General features: G+C 66.3%; 14 protein-coding genes. 9 read left to right on the top strand and 5 right to left on the bottom strand.

Annotated elements, in window-relative coordinates; genetic code table 11:
• Nucleotides 1-114: 114 nt before the first annotated feature.
• Nucleotides 115-879 carry a hypothetical protein gene (locus PFX90_RS16815; RefSeq protein WP_285713843.1) on the bottom strand — a complete coding sequence of 255 codons (765 nt, stop codon included), beginning with the start codon at nt 877-879 and terminating at the stop codon, nt 115-117.
• A gap of 414 nt (nt 880-1,293) precedes the next feature.
• Here PFX90_RS16815 and PFX90_RS16820 point away from each other — a divergent pair, with 414 nt between their 5' ends.
• Nucleotides 1,294-2,046: a Crp/Fnr family transcriptional regulator gene (locus PFX90_RS16820; RefSeq protein WP_285713844.1), complete on the top strand. Its 753-nt coding sequence runs from the start codon at nt 1,294-1,296 to the stop codon at nt 2,044-2,046.
• A 27-nt stretch (nt 2,047-2,073) separates the two neighbouring features.
• Here PFX90_RS16820 and PFX90_RS16825 read toward each other — a convergent pair whose 3' ends face one another.
• Both PFX90_RS16825 and PFX90_RS16830 read right to left on the bottom strand, forming a co-directional pair.
• On the bottom strand, nt 2,074-2,448 hold the full coding sequence (locus tag PFX90_RS16825) for a response regulator (protein WP_285713845.1): 375 nt from the start codon (nt 2,446-2,448) through the stop codon (nt 2,074-2,076).
• A 12-nt stretch (nt 2,449-2,460) separates the two neighbouring features.
• Nucleotides 2,461-4,599, bottom strand: coding sequence for a PAS domain-containing sensor histidine kinase (locus tag PFX90_RS16830; protein ID WP_285713847.1), 2,139 nt, complete (start codon nt 4,597-4,599; stop codon nt 2,461-2,463).
• Between the two features lie 163 nt (nt 4,600-4,762).
• Here PFX90_RS16830 and PFX90_RS16835 point away from each other — a divergent pair, with 163 nt between their 5' ends.
• The 4 genes from PFX90_RS16835 to PFX90_RS16850 all read left to right on the top strand — a co-directional run bounded on the left by PFX90_RS16835 (nt 4,763) and on the right by PFX90_RS16850 (nt 7,115).
• Nucleotides 4,763-5,005, top strand: coding sequence for a hypothetical protein (locus PFX90_RS16835; protein ID WP_285713848.1), 243 nt, complete (start codon nt 4,763-4,765; stop codon nt 5,003-5,005).
• Nucleotides 5,006-5,160: 155 nt separating this feature from the next.
• Entirely contained in the window at nt 5,161-5,895 is a 735-nt protein-coding gene (locus PFX90_RS16840) for a Crp/Fnr family transcriptional regulator (RefSeq protein WP_285713850.1), read from the top strand.
• A 126-nt stretch (nt 5,896-6,021) separates the two neighbouring features.
• Nucleotides 6,022-6,588 (top strand): hemerythrin domain-containing protein, encoded by a 567-nt coding sequence (locus PFX90_RS16845; RefSeq protein WP_285713851.1) that lies wholly within the window; start codon nt 6,022-6,024, stop codon nt 6,586-6,588.
• Between the two features lie 23 nt (nt 6,589-6,611).
• Nucleotides 6,612-7,115, top strand: coding sequence for a hemerythrin domain-containing protein (locus PFX90_RS16850; RefSeq protein WP_285713852.1), 504 nt, complete (start codon nt 6,612-6,614; stop codon nt 7,113-7,115).
• A 66-nt stretch (nt 7,116-7,181) separates the two neighbouring features.
• On the opposite strand, the gene glf is transcribed toward PFX90_RS16850, so the two are convergent.
• Nucleotides 7,182-9,530 (bottom strand): UDP-galactopyranose mutase, encoded by a 2,349-nt coding sequence (gene glf / locus PFX90_RS16855; RefSeq protein WP_285713853.1) that lies wholly within the window; start codon nt 9,528-9,530, stop codon nt 7,182-7,184.
• A 441-nt stretch (nt 9,531-9,971) separates the two neighbouring features.
• On the opposite strand from glf, the gene PFX90_RS16860 reads away from it, so the two are divergent.
• Genes PFX90_RS16860 through PFX90_RS16875 form a run of 4 tightly spaced genes read left to right on the top strand, consistent with a single transcriptional unit; the run spans nt 9,972 to nt 12,806 of the window.
• Entirely contained in the window at nt 9,972-10,847 is an 876-nt protein-coding gene (locus PFX90_RS16860; protein ID WP_285713854.1) for a manganese catalase family protein, read from the top strand.
• Nucleotides 10,844-11,620 carry a ZIP family metal transporter gene (locus PFX90_RS16865; RefSeq protein ID WP_285713855.1) on the top strand — a complete coding sequence of 259 codons (777 nt, stop codon included), beginning with the start codon at nt 10,844-10,846 and terminating at the stop codon, nt 11,618-11,620. Before PFX90_RS16860 ends, PFX90_RS16865 begins: the two co-directional genes overlap by 4 nt.
• A gap of 27 nt (nt 11,621-11,647) precedes the next feature.
• Nucleotides 11,648-12,499, top strand: a complete 852-nt coding sequence (locus tag PFX90_RS16870; RefSeq protein ID WP_285713856.1) for a glucose 1-dehydrogenase — start codon at nt 11,648-11,650, stop codon at nt 12,497-12,499.
• Nucleotides 12,474-12,806: a SemiSWEET family sugar transporter gene (locus PFX90_RS16875; protein WP_285713857.1), complete on the top strand. Its 333-nt coding sequence runs from the start codon at nt 12,474-12,476 to the stop codon at nt 12,804-12,806. Before PFX90_RS16870 ends, PFX90_RS16875 begins: the two co-directional genes overlap by 26 nt.
• 50 nt (nt 12,807-12,856) lie before the next feature.
• Here PFX90_RS16875 and PFX90_RS16880 read toward each other — a convergent pair whose 3' ends face one another.
• Nucleotides 12,857-13,222: a PRC-barrel domain-containing protein gene (locus PFX90_RS16880; protein WP_285713858.1), complete on the bottom strand. Its 366-nt coding sequence runs from the start codon at nt 13,220-13,222 to the stop codon at nt 12,857-12,859.
• Nucleotides 13,223-13,273: the final 51 nt, after the last annotated feature.

Consider the following 13,273-nt stretch of genomic DNA (forward strand, 5'->3'; position numbering starts at 1 on the left):
CCTCGGCGGCCAGCCTCGCGCCGGACAAAAAACCGCGCCCCGGGCCAGGTCGGCCGGGGGCGCGGGGGTAGGAAAGACGGCAGCGGACGGGGGCGTGTCCGCTGCCGCTTTCGATCAGCTCGTGGTGGACCCCGATTTTCCGGTGGTCTGGCTACCCGAGCCGGCCGAGCCCGTCGAACTTGTGCCGCTGCCCGATTGACCCTCGCTCTGGCGCTTCTTGCGCCATTCATCGAACTTGCTGTTGAACTCGTCCTGCTGGGTCTGACGGTATTCGTTGTAGTCGTTGTCGAACTGCTCCATCTGGCGCTGGCGCCACTGGCTGTAGCTCGGATCGTGGTGGTGGCCCCGGCTGCCCTGACCCTGCTGGCCCTGACCCCACTGGCTCTGCCCGTGCTGGCCGTGGCCCATCAGGGCATCCTGCCCGCCCTGACCACTCGAGCCGAAGCCGCCCCGGCCCCCGCCATAGCTGCCCTGGTTGCCGTATCCGCTCTGGCCGTAGCCGCCGCTCTGGCCGTCATTGTCCTGGCCATAGCCAGCGCTCTGCCCGCCGTAGCTGCTCTGGTTGCCATAGCCGCCCTGCGCGCCGGAGGGGCCGCGGCCCTGACCGAAATTGCCCTGATCATACCGGCCCTGACCGTACTGGTTCTGCCCGTACTGGTTCTGGCCATAGCGGCCCTGATCATGCTGGCCCTGCTCCTGCTGGCCGAAGCGGCCGGGGCGGTTGCTCTGGTCCCAGTCGTTGCCGCCTTGACCATAGTTGCTTTGGCCATAGCTGCTCTGGCCGCGCTGGTTGTCGCTGCCCTGCTGCATCTGGTTCTCGCGCTCGCGGCCCTGATCCTGGCCCTGGCTCTCGCGGTTCTGATTGCGCTCGTTCGCCATGTCTTCATCCTTTCCTTTGAGGATCGCCGTGCGGCTGGCCGCCGCGCTGCATCCGGATTGCAAGGTGACAGGCGGGCGGCGCGGACCCCTTATCCTGCATTACCCACGCTGGACGCCCCGCCGACATCGCGGGACGCCCTGCCGAAAGCAGCGATTCGACTCGGAAAGAGAAGCGCTGTCTGGGTGCGCGATCGCCCGAAACAAGACCGACAAACCTTTGCAATCGTCCCGATCAGCAAGGCCGGACCTGCGGTTTCGTTTTTGCTTGGAGGCCTCAGCCATCGAATCTACGACAATCTGCAATCAATATCGGGCGAACCGACGGGATTCGACACACAGCCTAACTTTTGATTGAGATATAAGAGAGCGCATCGGGGACAGTGCAATTCCCGCAACACTCTTAGGAGCAAGCACGTGGTCAATCCCTTCCTGTTGCGACTGATGCATGCCGCCGAACTCGGCGATCTCGAGATCGAGGCGGTGGAGGAACTGTGCCGTCAGCCGCGCGACGTGGGTGCAAAGAAGTACCTGTCGCGCGATGGTGACGAGATGCATTCCTTCCCGGTCGTGCTCAGCGGATGGGCCGCGCGCTACCAGATCCTGCGCAACGGCGCGCGGCAGATCACGCGGCTGCTGCTGCCGGGTGACGCCTTCTACTTCGATTGCTCGCCCAACGGCATCGCGATCGAGGAAGTGATCACGCTCAGCCCCTGCAAGATCGTCAACATCACCCATGCCGACATGCGCCGGCTGATCGACCGCTTCCCCACCATCGGCGAGGCGATGCGGTCATATGGCTGCATGGAGAACGCGGTGCTCGCCTCGTGGGTGGTCAATGTCGGCCGCCGCGACGCGCTCGAGCGGATGGCGCACCTGATCTGCGAGGCGCATTACCGCCTCTCGCTGGTCGATGCGCATCAGGGCCAGCAGATCTACTTCCCGTTGACGCAGGACGACCTTGCCGACGTGCTCGGCCTCACCCCGGTGCACATCAACCGCAAGCTCCAGCAGCTCCGGCAGGAGGGACTGATCACGCTGCGTTCGAAGCAGCTGACGATCCACGACCTGCGCACGCTCCAGCAGATCGCGGGCTTCGATCCGTCCTATCTCGCGCCGCGGGTCCAGACCGCGCGGGAGCGCGAGCGGCTGAAAGTCATCGCCGCCTGATCCCTTCTCGCCGGACGGGGGCGCGCGCTAGCGGGAGCCTCCGGCGGCGTTCAGCAGCGCGGCCATGATCCGACGCGCGTCGGCAGGTTTGGTCAGATAGCCGCTGCCTGCCAGATCATCGGGCAGCATCACCGCATCATAGCCGGTCAGGAACACGAACGGGATCGCGCGCGCCTTCAGCTCGCGGGCGAAGTCGAACGACAGGCCGTGGCCGAGGTTGATGTCGATCAGCACCGCATCGATCCGCCCTTCCTCGAGCAGCGCGGACAGATCAGGCACCGTCGCCGAGACCGCGATCACCTTGGCCCCCGCCGCCTCGAGCAGCTGGCGGCAGTCCTGCGCCTGGTAATAGTCGTCCTCGACGATCACGATGCGGTATCCGGACAAGGTTCGGTCGGTCATCGGACGCTCCCGTCAGGATCGCGGATCGAGAATGCTGCCGGCGTCGACCAGCGGGAATTCGAGTTCGACGAGGACGCCGGTGTCGTGGACATTGAAGCGCCCCGTCCCCTGCAGCTCGTAAGGCACGCGTTCCTCGATCAGCTTGCGGCCGAAGCCCTTGCGGTTCTGCTTGGTCTTGCGCAGCTGCGCCCGTTCCTGCCAGCGCAGGGTAAGCCATTGCTTGTCGCCGCGATCCTCGGTGGCCCACACGATCCGGATATAGCCGGTATCGCCGAGCGCGCCGTATTTGATCGAATTGGTGGCGAGTTCGTGGATCGCCAGCGTCACGATCTCCGCCGCGTGGGGGGAGAGCGCGATTTCCGGCCCCTCGACATGGCATTTGTCGTCCTGGACGGCGTGGACCAGCAGCTCCTCGCGCACCAGTTCGGACAGGTCGACATTGCGCCCGGGCGAGCGGGTGAGGGTGCTCTGGGTGCGGCCCATCGCCTGCAAGCGGCCGATCAGGTGATCGACATATTCGTCGACATGGCGGTGGCTGGGGGCCGAGAGCCGCGCGACCGAGCGGACCATGCCGATGAGGTTCCTCACCCGGTGCTGCAATTCGGCGACGAGCAGCCGCTGCCATTCCTCTTCGCGCCGGCGCTGGGTCATGTCGATCATCGCGCCGAGCATGCGCACCGGCTTGCCCTGCTCGTCATAAAGGAAGCGCCCGCGCGACGACAGCCACACGACTTCGCCATCGGGGCGGCAGACGCGGTATTCGTTGATGTAGTCCTGCCCGCTCTCCATCGCCGCGTTGACCCGCACATCGGTGGCTTCGCGGTCTTCGGGATGGACGCGTTCTTCCCACAATTCGTAGGTCGGGACGACCTCGCCGGGTTCGTAGCCCATCATGCGGTAATGCTCGTCCGACCAGGTGATCTCCCCGGTCTCGACGTTCCAGTCCCACAGGCCGACCCTGCCGATCTCGCTCGCCACCCGCAGCATCTGCGCGCCGTGGGCCAGCTCGCGTTCGGTGTTGCGGCGGCTGGTGATGTCGGTCGCCATGCCGAACCATTCGGTGACCTTGCGGTCTTCGCCGGACACCGGAACGGCGCGCGAATAGAGCCAGCCGATCTCGCCGTCGGGGCGGATGTAGCGGTGCTCGATCTCGATCGGCTCGCTGACGGCAAGCGCGTCGTCGACCGCCTTGCGCACGGCAGCACGGTCGGCCGGGGCGACGAAGCCTTCGATCCAGTCGCTGGCGCCGTCGACCTCGCCCAGCAGGCTCTTGCCGCCGAGCTGTTCCATCAGCGTGCCTTCGGGGTTCATCCGGAAGATCAGGTCCGAGGTCGCCTCGATCAGCGACTGGAGCCGGTTCTCGCTATGCCGCAGGGCGAGCTCCATCGCCTTGCGCTTGCCGATGTCCTCGAACAGGATCCCGAGCGTGTAGGGTGCGGTCTCGCCGATCGGGAAGGCGAAGACGTCGAACCAGCGATCGAGCGCCGCCGATTCGCTCTCGAACCGCTCGGCCTCGCCGGTCAGCGCGATGCGGCCGTAGGTGGCGATCCACTTGTCCTCGATGTCGGGCTGGAGCGAGCGCATGGTCTTGCCGACCGGGTCGGTGAGGCCGGACTGCTCGACAAAGGCGTCGTTGCCCTCGATGAACAGGTAGTCGACCGGGCGGTTGTCGGCATCGAACAGCACCTCGATGACGCAGAAGCCTTCGTCGATGGCATCGAACAGCTGCTTGTAGCGCGCATCGGCCTCGCGCCGCTTTTCGCGGGCCTGGTGCTCGCTCGTCATGTCGCGGATGCGGGCCATGAGCGCACGGCGCCCGGCGTAGCGCAGAGGTGTCAGGATGACCTCATAGACGGTTGGGCTCTGGGCGCCTTCGCGCACGAGCACTTCCGGCGTGTCGCCGAGGATCACGCGTTCCAGATCGGCCGTCCAATGTGCCAGCATCCCGGGAAAGTGCTGGCCAAGGGTCTGGCCGGCCAGATCCTCGGTCGCGAACATCGCGCGCAAGGTCGGATTGATGGCGAGATAGCGCCAGTCGGTCACAGCTTCGCCCGGCGCGCCGACGGGCTCGAAGATGCAGGCCGCATCCGGGAGCGCGTCGAACGCGGCGCGGAACAGGCTGTCGTCGGTCTCGGAAGAGTATTCGGCCATGCCCTCTGCTTTCGCGCTGTCCGCCACCATAAGACCGCGTTCTAAAAGCTGATTAACATATGTTACATGGGCCGAAAGCCCTTGGCGGTGTGCTAAATCAGGATAGGGACGCAAAGGGCAGAGGGGCGCAGGCGGGAAGACCCATTCAGCGGAGATTCCCCCCATGCGCATGATCCTCACTTTGCTGGCCCTGGGTGCCGGTGCCTACGTCCTCACGCGGCGCAAGGGCAGCGGTGATGGCCCGCACAGCGCCGCCTTTGCCGACGGTCAGCCCGCCCACGGGCCGCAACCCGTGCGCGATGCCGGCCCCGAGGCGATGCGCGATCCCCCGCGCGGAGACTGGAACAAGGTCGACGAGGCCAGCGACCAGAGCTTCCCCGCCAGCGATCCGCCTGCAACCTATTGATCGTGCTCGGGCCGCCCTGCTCGGGCTGCCGCGTTTCCCTGTCGGGCAAACGCAAGTTTGCTGGCCATGAAAGTCACCTCGGTTAGTGTCATCGCACGCGTGTTCTTCTTGATGATGCCGGGCTCCCAGCCCGTCCTAGCCGGGGAATGACGACGATGCCGACACTGACTGCCGCAGGGATCGAGCCCCTGTTCCGTCTCCTTGCGCGCTATATGCCGCTCGAGGAAGCCGATCGCCGCGCGCTCGCCAAGCTCGAGACGGGGCCGGTGTGCCACGCCGAGGCGCGCAGCGATATCGCGCGCGAGGGCGAGAACCCGACCGTCATCCGCCTGCTGATTTCAGGCTGGGCGTGCCGTTACAAGGACCTGCCCGACGGGCGGCGCCAGATCGTCGGCTTCTTTCTGCCGGGCGATTTCTGCGATCTCAACATCTACATCCTGTCCGCGCTCGACCACTCGATCGGCGCGCTGACGGCGGTGCGCTACTACGAGATCCAGCCGCAGCAGTTTCAGGACGTGATCGACGCGCGCCCGCATCTGCTGCGCGCGCTGCTGTGGCACGAGATGGTCTCGGCCGCGATCCAGCGCGAGTGGCTGCTGTCGATCGGCCAACGCTCGCCGCTCGAACGGCTGGGGCACCTCTTCGTCGAGCTCTACTATCGCCTCAAGGCGGTGGGGCTGGCGACGGGGACGGGCTTCGACCTGCCGATCACCCAGAACCACCTCGCCGAGGCGAACGGGCTCAGCCTCGTGCACATGAACCGCACGGTGCAGGAAATGCGCCGCGAGGGGCTGATCGAGCTGTCGGACCGGCAACTCAGGATCGTCGATCTCGACCGGCTGAAGCGGGTCTCGATGTTCAACGACAACTACCTGCACTTCAACCGGTAGTGGCGGCAATCCGTCCGGGCTGCATCATCGGGCAGTAACATAGGCACGTGCCGCGGCCGCGGGCGAGGGCGACAAGGGAGCATCGTTCCATCCGGCCCATGGTCGGCCATGCCCGAGGAGAAGCCCGTGCCCCGCAGTTCTCGTTCCCCCGCCGCCGGCATCATCGCCACCACCGCCAGAAGCGTGCTGGTCACCGCCGGGGTTGCCGCCCTCGCCAATCTCGGGCGCAAGGCCCTCACCCAGGCCCCGACCGCGATGGCGCGCGACTGGTGCGAGGGGCTCACCCGCGAACACGAGGCGACGCTGGCGGCGATCGACAAGCTGATGGCGACGTCGGCCGATCATCCCGGCAGCCGCACGATGCAGCTCAACGCGATCAAGCACATGATCGCCAAGCACGCGCTTCAGGAAGAGAACGTCATCTACCCGATGATCGCGCGCGAGGCGGGCGATGCGGCGGGCGAGCTCAACAAGGAGCACGGCGAGGTCAAGGCAATGCTCTTCGAGCTGACCCGCATGGACAAGACCGACCCCGCCTTCGCCACGACGCTGGCGCAGCTTCGCGGCGCGCTGGAGGAGCACATGCGCGAGGAGGAGGACGTGCTCTTCCCGGCACTGCGCGAGCGGCTGTCGGACGACGAGAACCGCAAGCTCACCCGCGCGATGAACATGGCCGGCGTGATGGTCGCCTGAACCCCGAAAAGAAGGAGAATCCCATGGCCAAACAGCCGCAACGCGACGCGCTCCGGATGCTCGCCGACGATCACCGCACAGTCGAGGCATTGTTCGAGAAATACGACAATGCCCGCAGCGCCTCGGTGCAGGCGAAGATCGTGCGCCAGATCTGCGAGGAACTGACGATCCACGCGATGGTCGAGGAGCAGGTCTTCTACCCCGCCGTGCGCGACGCGGTCGAAGACGACATGATGGACGAGGCGCAGGTCGAGCACGACAGCGCCAAGGCGTTGATCCTCTCGCTGATGACAGCCGAACCGGGTGAGGAATTCTACGAGGCCAAGGTGAGCGTGCTCAAGGAACAGGTCGAGCACCACGTCTACGAGGAAGAGCGCCAGCGCGGCAGCATGTTCGCGCAGGTTCGCAAGACCGATATCGACCTTGACGCGCTCGGGCAGGAGATGGCGGCGCTGAAGCAGCAGCTTCAGGAACAGGCCAAGTCCGGCAGCCTGCCGCAGCCGGAGAAGGTCGCGCTTAGGGCCTGACAGTCGGCCCCCGAGGTAGCCGTTTGGGTCGCAGTCTGCCTTGTGCAGCCTGCGACCCTTTTCGTTTCACTCCGCCGCCACCGTCCCGCGTCCGGCCACCGCCTCGTTGCGCCAGCGCGCGTCGAGACGGCGCCATGTGGCGAGCGCCTGGCCGACGATCTGGTCCATGTTGTAGTAGCGATAGGTCGCGAGCCTGCCGACGAAGGTGACATTGTCGCAGTTCCGCGCCAGCGCGTCGTAACGCTTGTAGAGCGCCTGCGCCTCGTCGTTGGGGATCGGGTAATAGGGATCGCCCTCGGCCGCCGGATATTCCCGGGTGATGCTGGTGAGCGGGGCGTGCTGGCCGGTGAGGTGCTTGTATTCGGTGATCCGGGTGTAGGGCACCGCCTCGTTCGGGTAGTTCACCACCGCCACCGGCTGCGCCTGCTCGCACGGCAGGGTCTCGTGCTCGAAGCGCAGCGAGCGGTAGGGGAGCTTGCCCAGCCGGTGCCCGAAATATTCGTCGATCGGCCCGCTCCAGACGAGGTGGTCCCAGGTGATCCCGTCGGGCAGATCTTCAAACCCCGTGCCGGTCATCACCGTGATGCGCGGCTCGTCGAGCATCCGCGCGAACATCGCGGTGTAGCCCTCGGCGGGCATGCACTGGAACGTGTCAGTGAAGTAGCGGTCATCGGTGTTAGTCCGCGCCGGGACGCGCGCGGCGACCGACTTGTCGAGTTGGCTCGGATCGACGCCCCACTGCTTGCGGGTGTAGCCCTCGAAGAACTTGGCGTAGAGATCCTCGCCGACCTGCGAGACGACCTGGTCGCGCGAGCTGCGCACCTGCGGAACGGGAACCGCCACCGACGCCAGATAGGCCTCCGCCTCGGTATCGGTCGCAAGGTCGAGGCCGTAGAGCTGGTTCAGCGTCGTGCGGTTGATCGGCATCGGCACTTGCAGCCCCTCGACCGAGGCGAGCACGCGGTGCTCGTAGGGTCGCCAGCGGGTGAAGCGCGAGAGGTAGTCGAGGATCTCGCGGCTGTTGGTGTGGAAGATGTGCGGTCCGTATTTGTGGACGAGGATGCCCGCTACATCGCGGTGGTCGAAGGCATTGCCCGCGATGTGATCGCGCTTGTCGATCACCAGCACCGAACGGCCCGACTCGCTGGCGATCCGTTCGGCCATGACCGATCCGGCAAAGCCGGCGCCGACCACCAGAACGTCGTAATGGCGCGGGCTGGTCCCGGCGTTGCTGCCGGTCGCGACGATGGTCGAGACCTGCGACGTCACCAGCGCGGTTTCGAGCTTCCTTGCGATGCGGCTGGCGATGCCGTCCCAGCTCTTGTCGGCAAAACAATCGCGCGCCTCGGCCCGCCAGCCTTCCCGCACGGCTTCGGTGGCGCTGAGGAGGTCTTCGCACTGCGCGACGAAAGCGGCCGGCTCATCGGCGATCCTGACCGCGTCGAGGTGGCCGTAATCCGCCACCACGTCGCGGATCGCGGTCGAGACCACGGGGAGCCCGGCGGCCATGTATTCGGGGGTCTTGGTCGGGCTGATGAAATCGGTCGCGGCATTGCGCGCGAAGGGCATCAGCGCGATGTCCCACCCGGCAGCGTAGGCGGGGAGCTCGGCATAGTCCTTGCCGCCCAGCCAGTGGATGTTGGGCGCGTGCGGCAGATCGGCTGCGGCGATCTTCACCACCGGGCCGACCATCACGAAAGACCAGTCGGGCCGCGCTCTTGCCGCCGCCTCGAGCAGCGCCAGGTCCATGCGCTCGTCGATCACGCCGTAGAAGCCGAGGCGGGGGCGGGGGAGCCCGGCCTGATCGGCCGGGTCCGGCACGCCGTCGGCACCGCGCGCGAAATGGGCGATGTCGACGCCCGAGGGGATGCAGTGGATGTTGCGGTGCCGCCCGGCGCGCGCGGCATAGAGGCTCCGCCCGCCGCAAAGCACGATGTCGGCGCGCGCCAGCAAGGCACCCTCGCGCGCGGCGATGTCGGTGGGGGCGAAGGCGAAATTGGCGAGCTCGTCCATGCAGTCGTAGACGACCACGTCGGCGTGCGCGCCCACGCTGAAGCCGAGCATCATCGGGGTGTAATACCAGAACACGCGCGGGGCGGTGTCTTCGGCCAGGATCTCGTGGAGCAGGCCGCGCAGCGCGTAATCGGTCTCGCCCGCATCGAGCCCGGCAGGCAGCACCGGCACGACGCGGGCGAGGCCCTCTGCCAGCACCTCGCGCTCGAGCCGGGGCGCGCGGCAGGCGGCATCGACGCGCGGCTCCTCCCAATAGGTCACGTCGAACTGGTCCGCGAGCCGCGTCATGATGTGCTGCGGGCGCTGGAACACGAGATTCCAGCGCAGGTGGGAAAAGCAGACCAGGGCGGGGCGTCCGGACGGCGAGCGGGCAGGGGTATTGGTTTCGGACGAGCGATACATGGCGGGCGGTGCCTTCCGGTTCGGGAGTGGCCGCCGGCGTCAGGATTCGCACGGGCGGCGTCGCCTGGGGGCGACATCCCCGACTAGCCTGTCCTGCCCGCTTTCAGTCTTACCTATGTGAAGTTCAGCAAATAAGCCTGAAAGACTGCGGATTGCGAACCCATGTTATGGGGTATCGCCGCAGCAGCATCCAGTCTTGATGCAACGGACGAGCGAAGAATGTTCGTCGTATCCGGAGTACTATTCATGGACAATTCTTGGATTACGAACGCTCTGCCGTTCTGGATACTCGCTGTGCCGCTGGTCGTGAGTGTCATTAGTTATATACGGATGCCCCGCCAGAGCGATCTCGTCCCGCCCGACCGCCGCAATGATCGCCGCAACATCACCGGTGAGCCGGTGATCCGGTCAGGCGACACTACCGTTTCGAGAGGATAGATCATGTTCAGTCATAACAAGCGCCTGCAATACACCGTCCGCGTGTCCGAGCCGAACCCGGCGCTGGCCTCGCTCCTGCTCGAACAGTTCGGCGGACCCGATGGGGAGCTGGCCGCGGCGATGCGCTATTTCACCCAAGGCCTTGCCGAGGAGGATCCGGGGCGCAAGGATCTGCTGCTCGACATCGCGACCGAGGAGCTCAGCCACCTCGAGGTGATCGGCTCGATCGTCGCCATGCTCAACAAGGGCGCCAAGGGCGATCTGGCCGAGGCCGCGCTTGAGGAGGCCGAACTCTACCGGTCGCTGACTGCGGGCGGGAACAGCCACACCCAGACGATCCTCTATGGCGGCGGGCCTGCGCTGACCAATTCTTCGGGCGTGCCGTGGACCGCGGCCTATATCGATTCGCGTGGCGATCCGACCTGCGACCTAAGGTCGAACATCGCCGCCGAGAGCCGCGCCAAGATCGTCTACGAACGCCTGATCGCGATCACCGACGATCCCGGCATCAAGGACGCCCTCGGCTTCCTCATGACCCGCGAGATCGCGCACCAGAAGAGCTTCGAGAAGGCGCTCTATGCGATCGACGACAACTTCCCCCCGGGCCGCCTTGCCGGGATGCCGGAATTTGATTCGCTCTACATCAACCTCTCGACCGGGCCGGGCGACGTGGACGGCCCGTGGAACAGCGGCCCGGAATGGGAGCGGCTCGACGGCGATGAAGCGATGCAGCCGCTCGACGGCGGCGAGGGGACGGCCAAGGTCTCGCTCCCGCCCAGCCAGCTCGAAACCCTCAAGGCGCTTGCGACACGTACCGCCTCCGATCCGGATAGCGATCCGATGACCGGAGCCGAACTCGGTAGCGCCGACGCCGAATGACGATGTCGGCGGCGTTCCTCGGAATTGCGGCGAGCCTGCTCGCCGGGGCCATGACCGGCCTCGGCGGATTGCTTGTCGCGGTTTCGGGTGCGCCCGATGCGCGGCGGCAGAACCTGCTGATCGGCTTTGCCGCCGGGGTGATGATCGCTGCCGCCTTCGCCTCGCTCATCCTCCCCGCCTTTGCGCAATTGCGCGGCGGAGGGGCCTCGCTCGTCGCTGCCGGAATAAGTGTGGGAATCGCGCTGTGGCTCGGCGCGGCGGCGATGGCGTGGTTGGGCGTGTGGACCGATACGCTCGCCGCCCGGAGCCGCTTCTGGCCCGCCGCGCCCGACGAGCGCCGCATCGCGCTGTTCGTGCTGGCGATCACCCTGCACAATCTGCCCGAGGGCATGGCCGTAGGCCTCTCCTTCATGGGCGGCGACCCGCAGCTCGGCTGGGGGACGATGATCGCGATCGGCCTCCAGAACATTCCCGAAGGGCTCGCGGTCGCGGCGCTCCTCGCCAGCCTCGGCTGGAGCCGCAAGCGCTGCGCGGCGGCGGCGCTGGCGACCGGGCTGATCGAGCCGCTCGGCGCCGCCTTCGGCGTCACCATCGCGGGGGCTTCGGCCGCGATCCTCCCCTGGGCGCTCGGCTTTGCGGCGGGCGCGATGCTGTTCGTCGTCGCCGCCGAGATCATCCCCCACACCCGCCGCCATATGGCCCACGGATCGGCCAACCCCGCGCTGCTGGCGGGCCTGACGCTGATGCTGGTGCTTGACCTCTCCCTCTCCTGACCTCCCCCCACACAAGGAACCTCTCCCATGTCCAAGACCGTCTCCAAGCTCGAAGACACCCCGCAGCCCGGCCTCGAGGCCGACCTTCATCCCAAGCCCGATTGGGAGCCGCGTTACCCCGGCAGCGGGCGGCTGGAGGGCAAGGTCGCGATCGTCACCGGCGGCGATAGCGGAATCGGCCGCGCGGTCGCGGTGCTGTTCGCACGCGAGGGGGCCGACATCGTCATCTCTCACCTCGAGGAAGAGGAAGACGCGATGGCCACCGCCGAAATGGTCGAGGACGAAGGCGCGCGTGCCGTCACCATCGCCGGCGACATCGGCGAGCGCGATCATTGCAAGGAGATCGTCGACCTCGCGATCCGCAAGTTCGGACGGCTCGACATCCTCGTCAACAATGCCGGCGAGCAGCATCCCGACAAGGATGTGACCGAGATCACGAAGAAGCAGCTGAAGCGCACCTTCCAGACCAATGTCTACGGCATGTTCTACATGGTGCAGGCGGCGATGCCCTACCTCGGCAAGGGCGCGAGCATCATCAACTGCACCTCGGTGACGATGTACGAGGGCGCCGAGGAGCTGCTCGACTATTCCGCCACCAAGGGCGCGATCACGGCCTTCACCCGCTCGCTCTCGCAGAACCTCGCCGAAAAGGGCATCCGGGTGAACGGCGTCGCGCCGGGGCCGATCTGGACACCGCTCAATCCGTTCGGAGGGGCGAGCAAGGAGAAGCTTGCAACCTTCGGCCAGAGCACCCCGATGGGCCGGCCCGGCCAGCCCAACGAGGTCGCGCCGTGCTTCCTGTTCCTCGCCTGCGATGATGCGAGTTACATGACGGGGCAGGTGCTGCATCCCAATGGCGGCATCATCGTGGGCAGCTGACGCGATGGCGATCGACTGGACCGCCATCATCGGGACCGTCGGCGCGACCGCGTCGGTGGCGAGCTTCACCCCGCAAGCGTGGAAGATCATCCGCGAGCGTTCGACCGAGGGGTTGTCGCTCGCGATGTTCGCGCTGACCTGCCTCGCCTTTGCGGCATGGACGACGTTCGGGATGATGAAGGGGGAATGGACGCTGGTCGTCCCCAACGCGATCTGTCTGGTGTTCGCGCTGTTCATCCTCGGGATGATCGCCTTGCCGGAACGCAAGACCGAGGAAGTTGCAGAGACGCTCGATCCCAACGGGTAATGGCGGCCCCGCCCAACGGGGGCGGAGCGGGGCCGCCTACGGCGCGGGCCTTAGTAGGTCACGCCGTAATAGGAATAGACCTGCTGGTTGTAGGTCTGGTCGTAGTCGGGCTCGTTGTTGTTGTCCGCGTAGCGCGGCGCGTCCTCGAGCGTGTCCTTGTCGAGGTCGACCACATAGCCGCCGTGGTCGGTGCTGTAGGTGAGCATCGACCAGGGGATCGGGTAGTAGTCGGCCCCTATCCCAAGGAAGCCGCCGAACTGCATGACGGCGTAGTCGACCTTGCCCGAGCGCTTGTCGACCATGAAGTTGGCGATCGATCCGAGGCGCTCGCCCTCGAGATCGTAGACAGCGGTGCCTTCGACCTTGTTCGAAGCGATGAGCTCGCGGGTTTCGTCGGTGTGGAAAGTGTCTGCCATCGGGTGTTCCTCCTGTGATTGGCACCCCGAATTTGCGCGCCGCCGCGGGCG

The sequence above is a fragment of the Erythrobacter oryzae genome (genome assembly GCF_030271515.1).
Classification (GTDB): domain Bacteria; phylum Pseudomonadota; class Alphaproteobacteria; order Sphingomonadales; family Sphingomonadaceae; genus Erythrobacter; species Erythrobacter oryzae.

Excerpts from the sequence above, each read along its gene's own strand:
- PFX90_RS16830 (WP_285713847.1), bottom strand. The coding sequence starts at position 4,599 with ATGGCCGAATACTCTTCCGAGACCGACGACAGCCTGTTCCGCGCCGCG.
- PFX90_RS16840 (WP_285713850.1), top strand. The coding sequence starts at position 5,161 with ATGCCGACACTGACTGCCGCAGGGATCGAGCCCCTGTTCCGTCTCCTT.
- PFX90_RS16825 (WP_285713845.1), bottom strand. The coding sequence starts at position 2,448 with ATGACCGACCGAACCTTGTCCGGATACCGCATCGTGATCGTCGAGGAC.
- PFX90_RS16860 (WP_285713854.1), top strand. The coding sequence starts at position 9,972 with ATGTTCAGTCATAACAAGCGCCTGCAATACACCGTCCGCGTGTCCGAG.
- PFX90_RS16870 (WP_285713856.1), top strand. The coding sequence starts at position 11,648 with ATGTCCAAGACCGTCTCCAAGCTCGAAGACACCCCGCAGCCCGGCCTC.
- PFX90_RS16835 (WP_285713848.1), top strand. The coding sequence starts at position 4,763 with ATGCGCATGATCCTCACTTTGCTGGCCCTGGGTGCCGGTGCCTACGTC.
- glf (WP_285713853.1), bottom strand. The coding sequence starts at position 9,530 with ATGTATCGCTCGTCCGAAACCAATACCCCTGCCCGCTCGCCGTCCGGA.
- PFX90_RS16880 (WP_285713858.1), bottom strand. The coding sequence starts at position 13,222 with ATGGCAGACACTTTCCACACCGACGAAACCCGCGAGCTCATCGCTTCG.
- PFX90_RS16850 (WP_285713852.1), top strand. The coding sequence starts at position 6,612 with ATGGCCAAACAGCCGCAACGCGACGCGCTCCGGATGCTCGCCGACGAT.
- PFX90_RS16815 (WP_285713843.1), bottom strand. The coding sequence starts at position 879 with ATGGCGAACGAGCGCAATCAGAACCGCGAGAGCCAGGGCCAGGATCAG.
- PFX90_RS16865 (WP_285713855.1), top strand. The coding sequence starts at position 10,844 with ATGACGATGTCGGCGGCGTTCCTCGGAATTGCGGCGAGCCTGCTCGCC.
- PFX90_RS16875 (WP_285713857.1), top strand. The coding sequence starts at position 12,474 with ATGGCGGCATCATCGTGGGCAGCTGACGCGATGGCGATCGACTGGACC.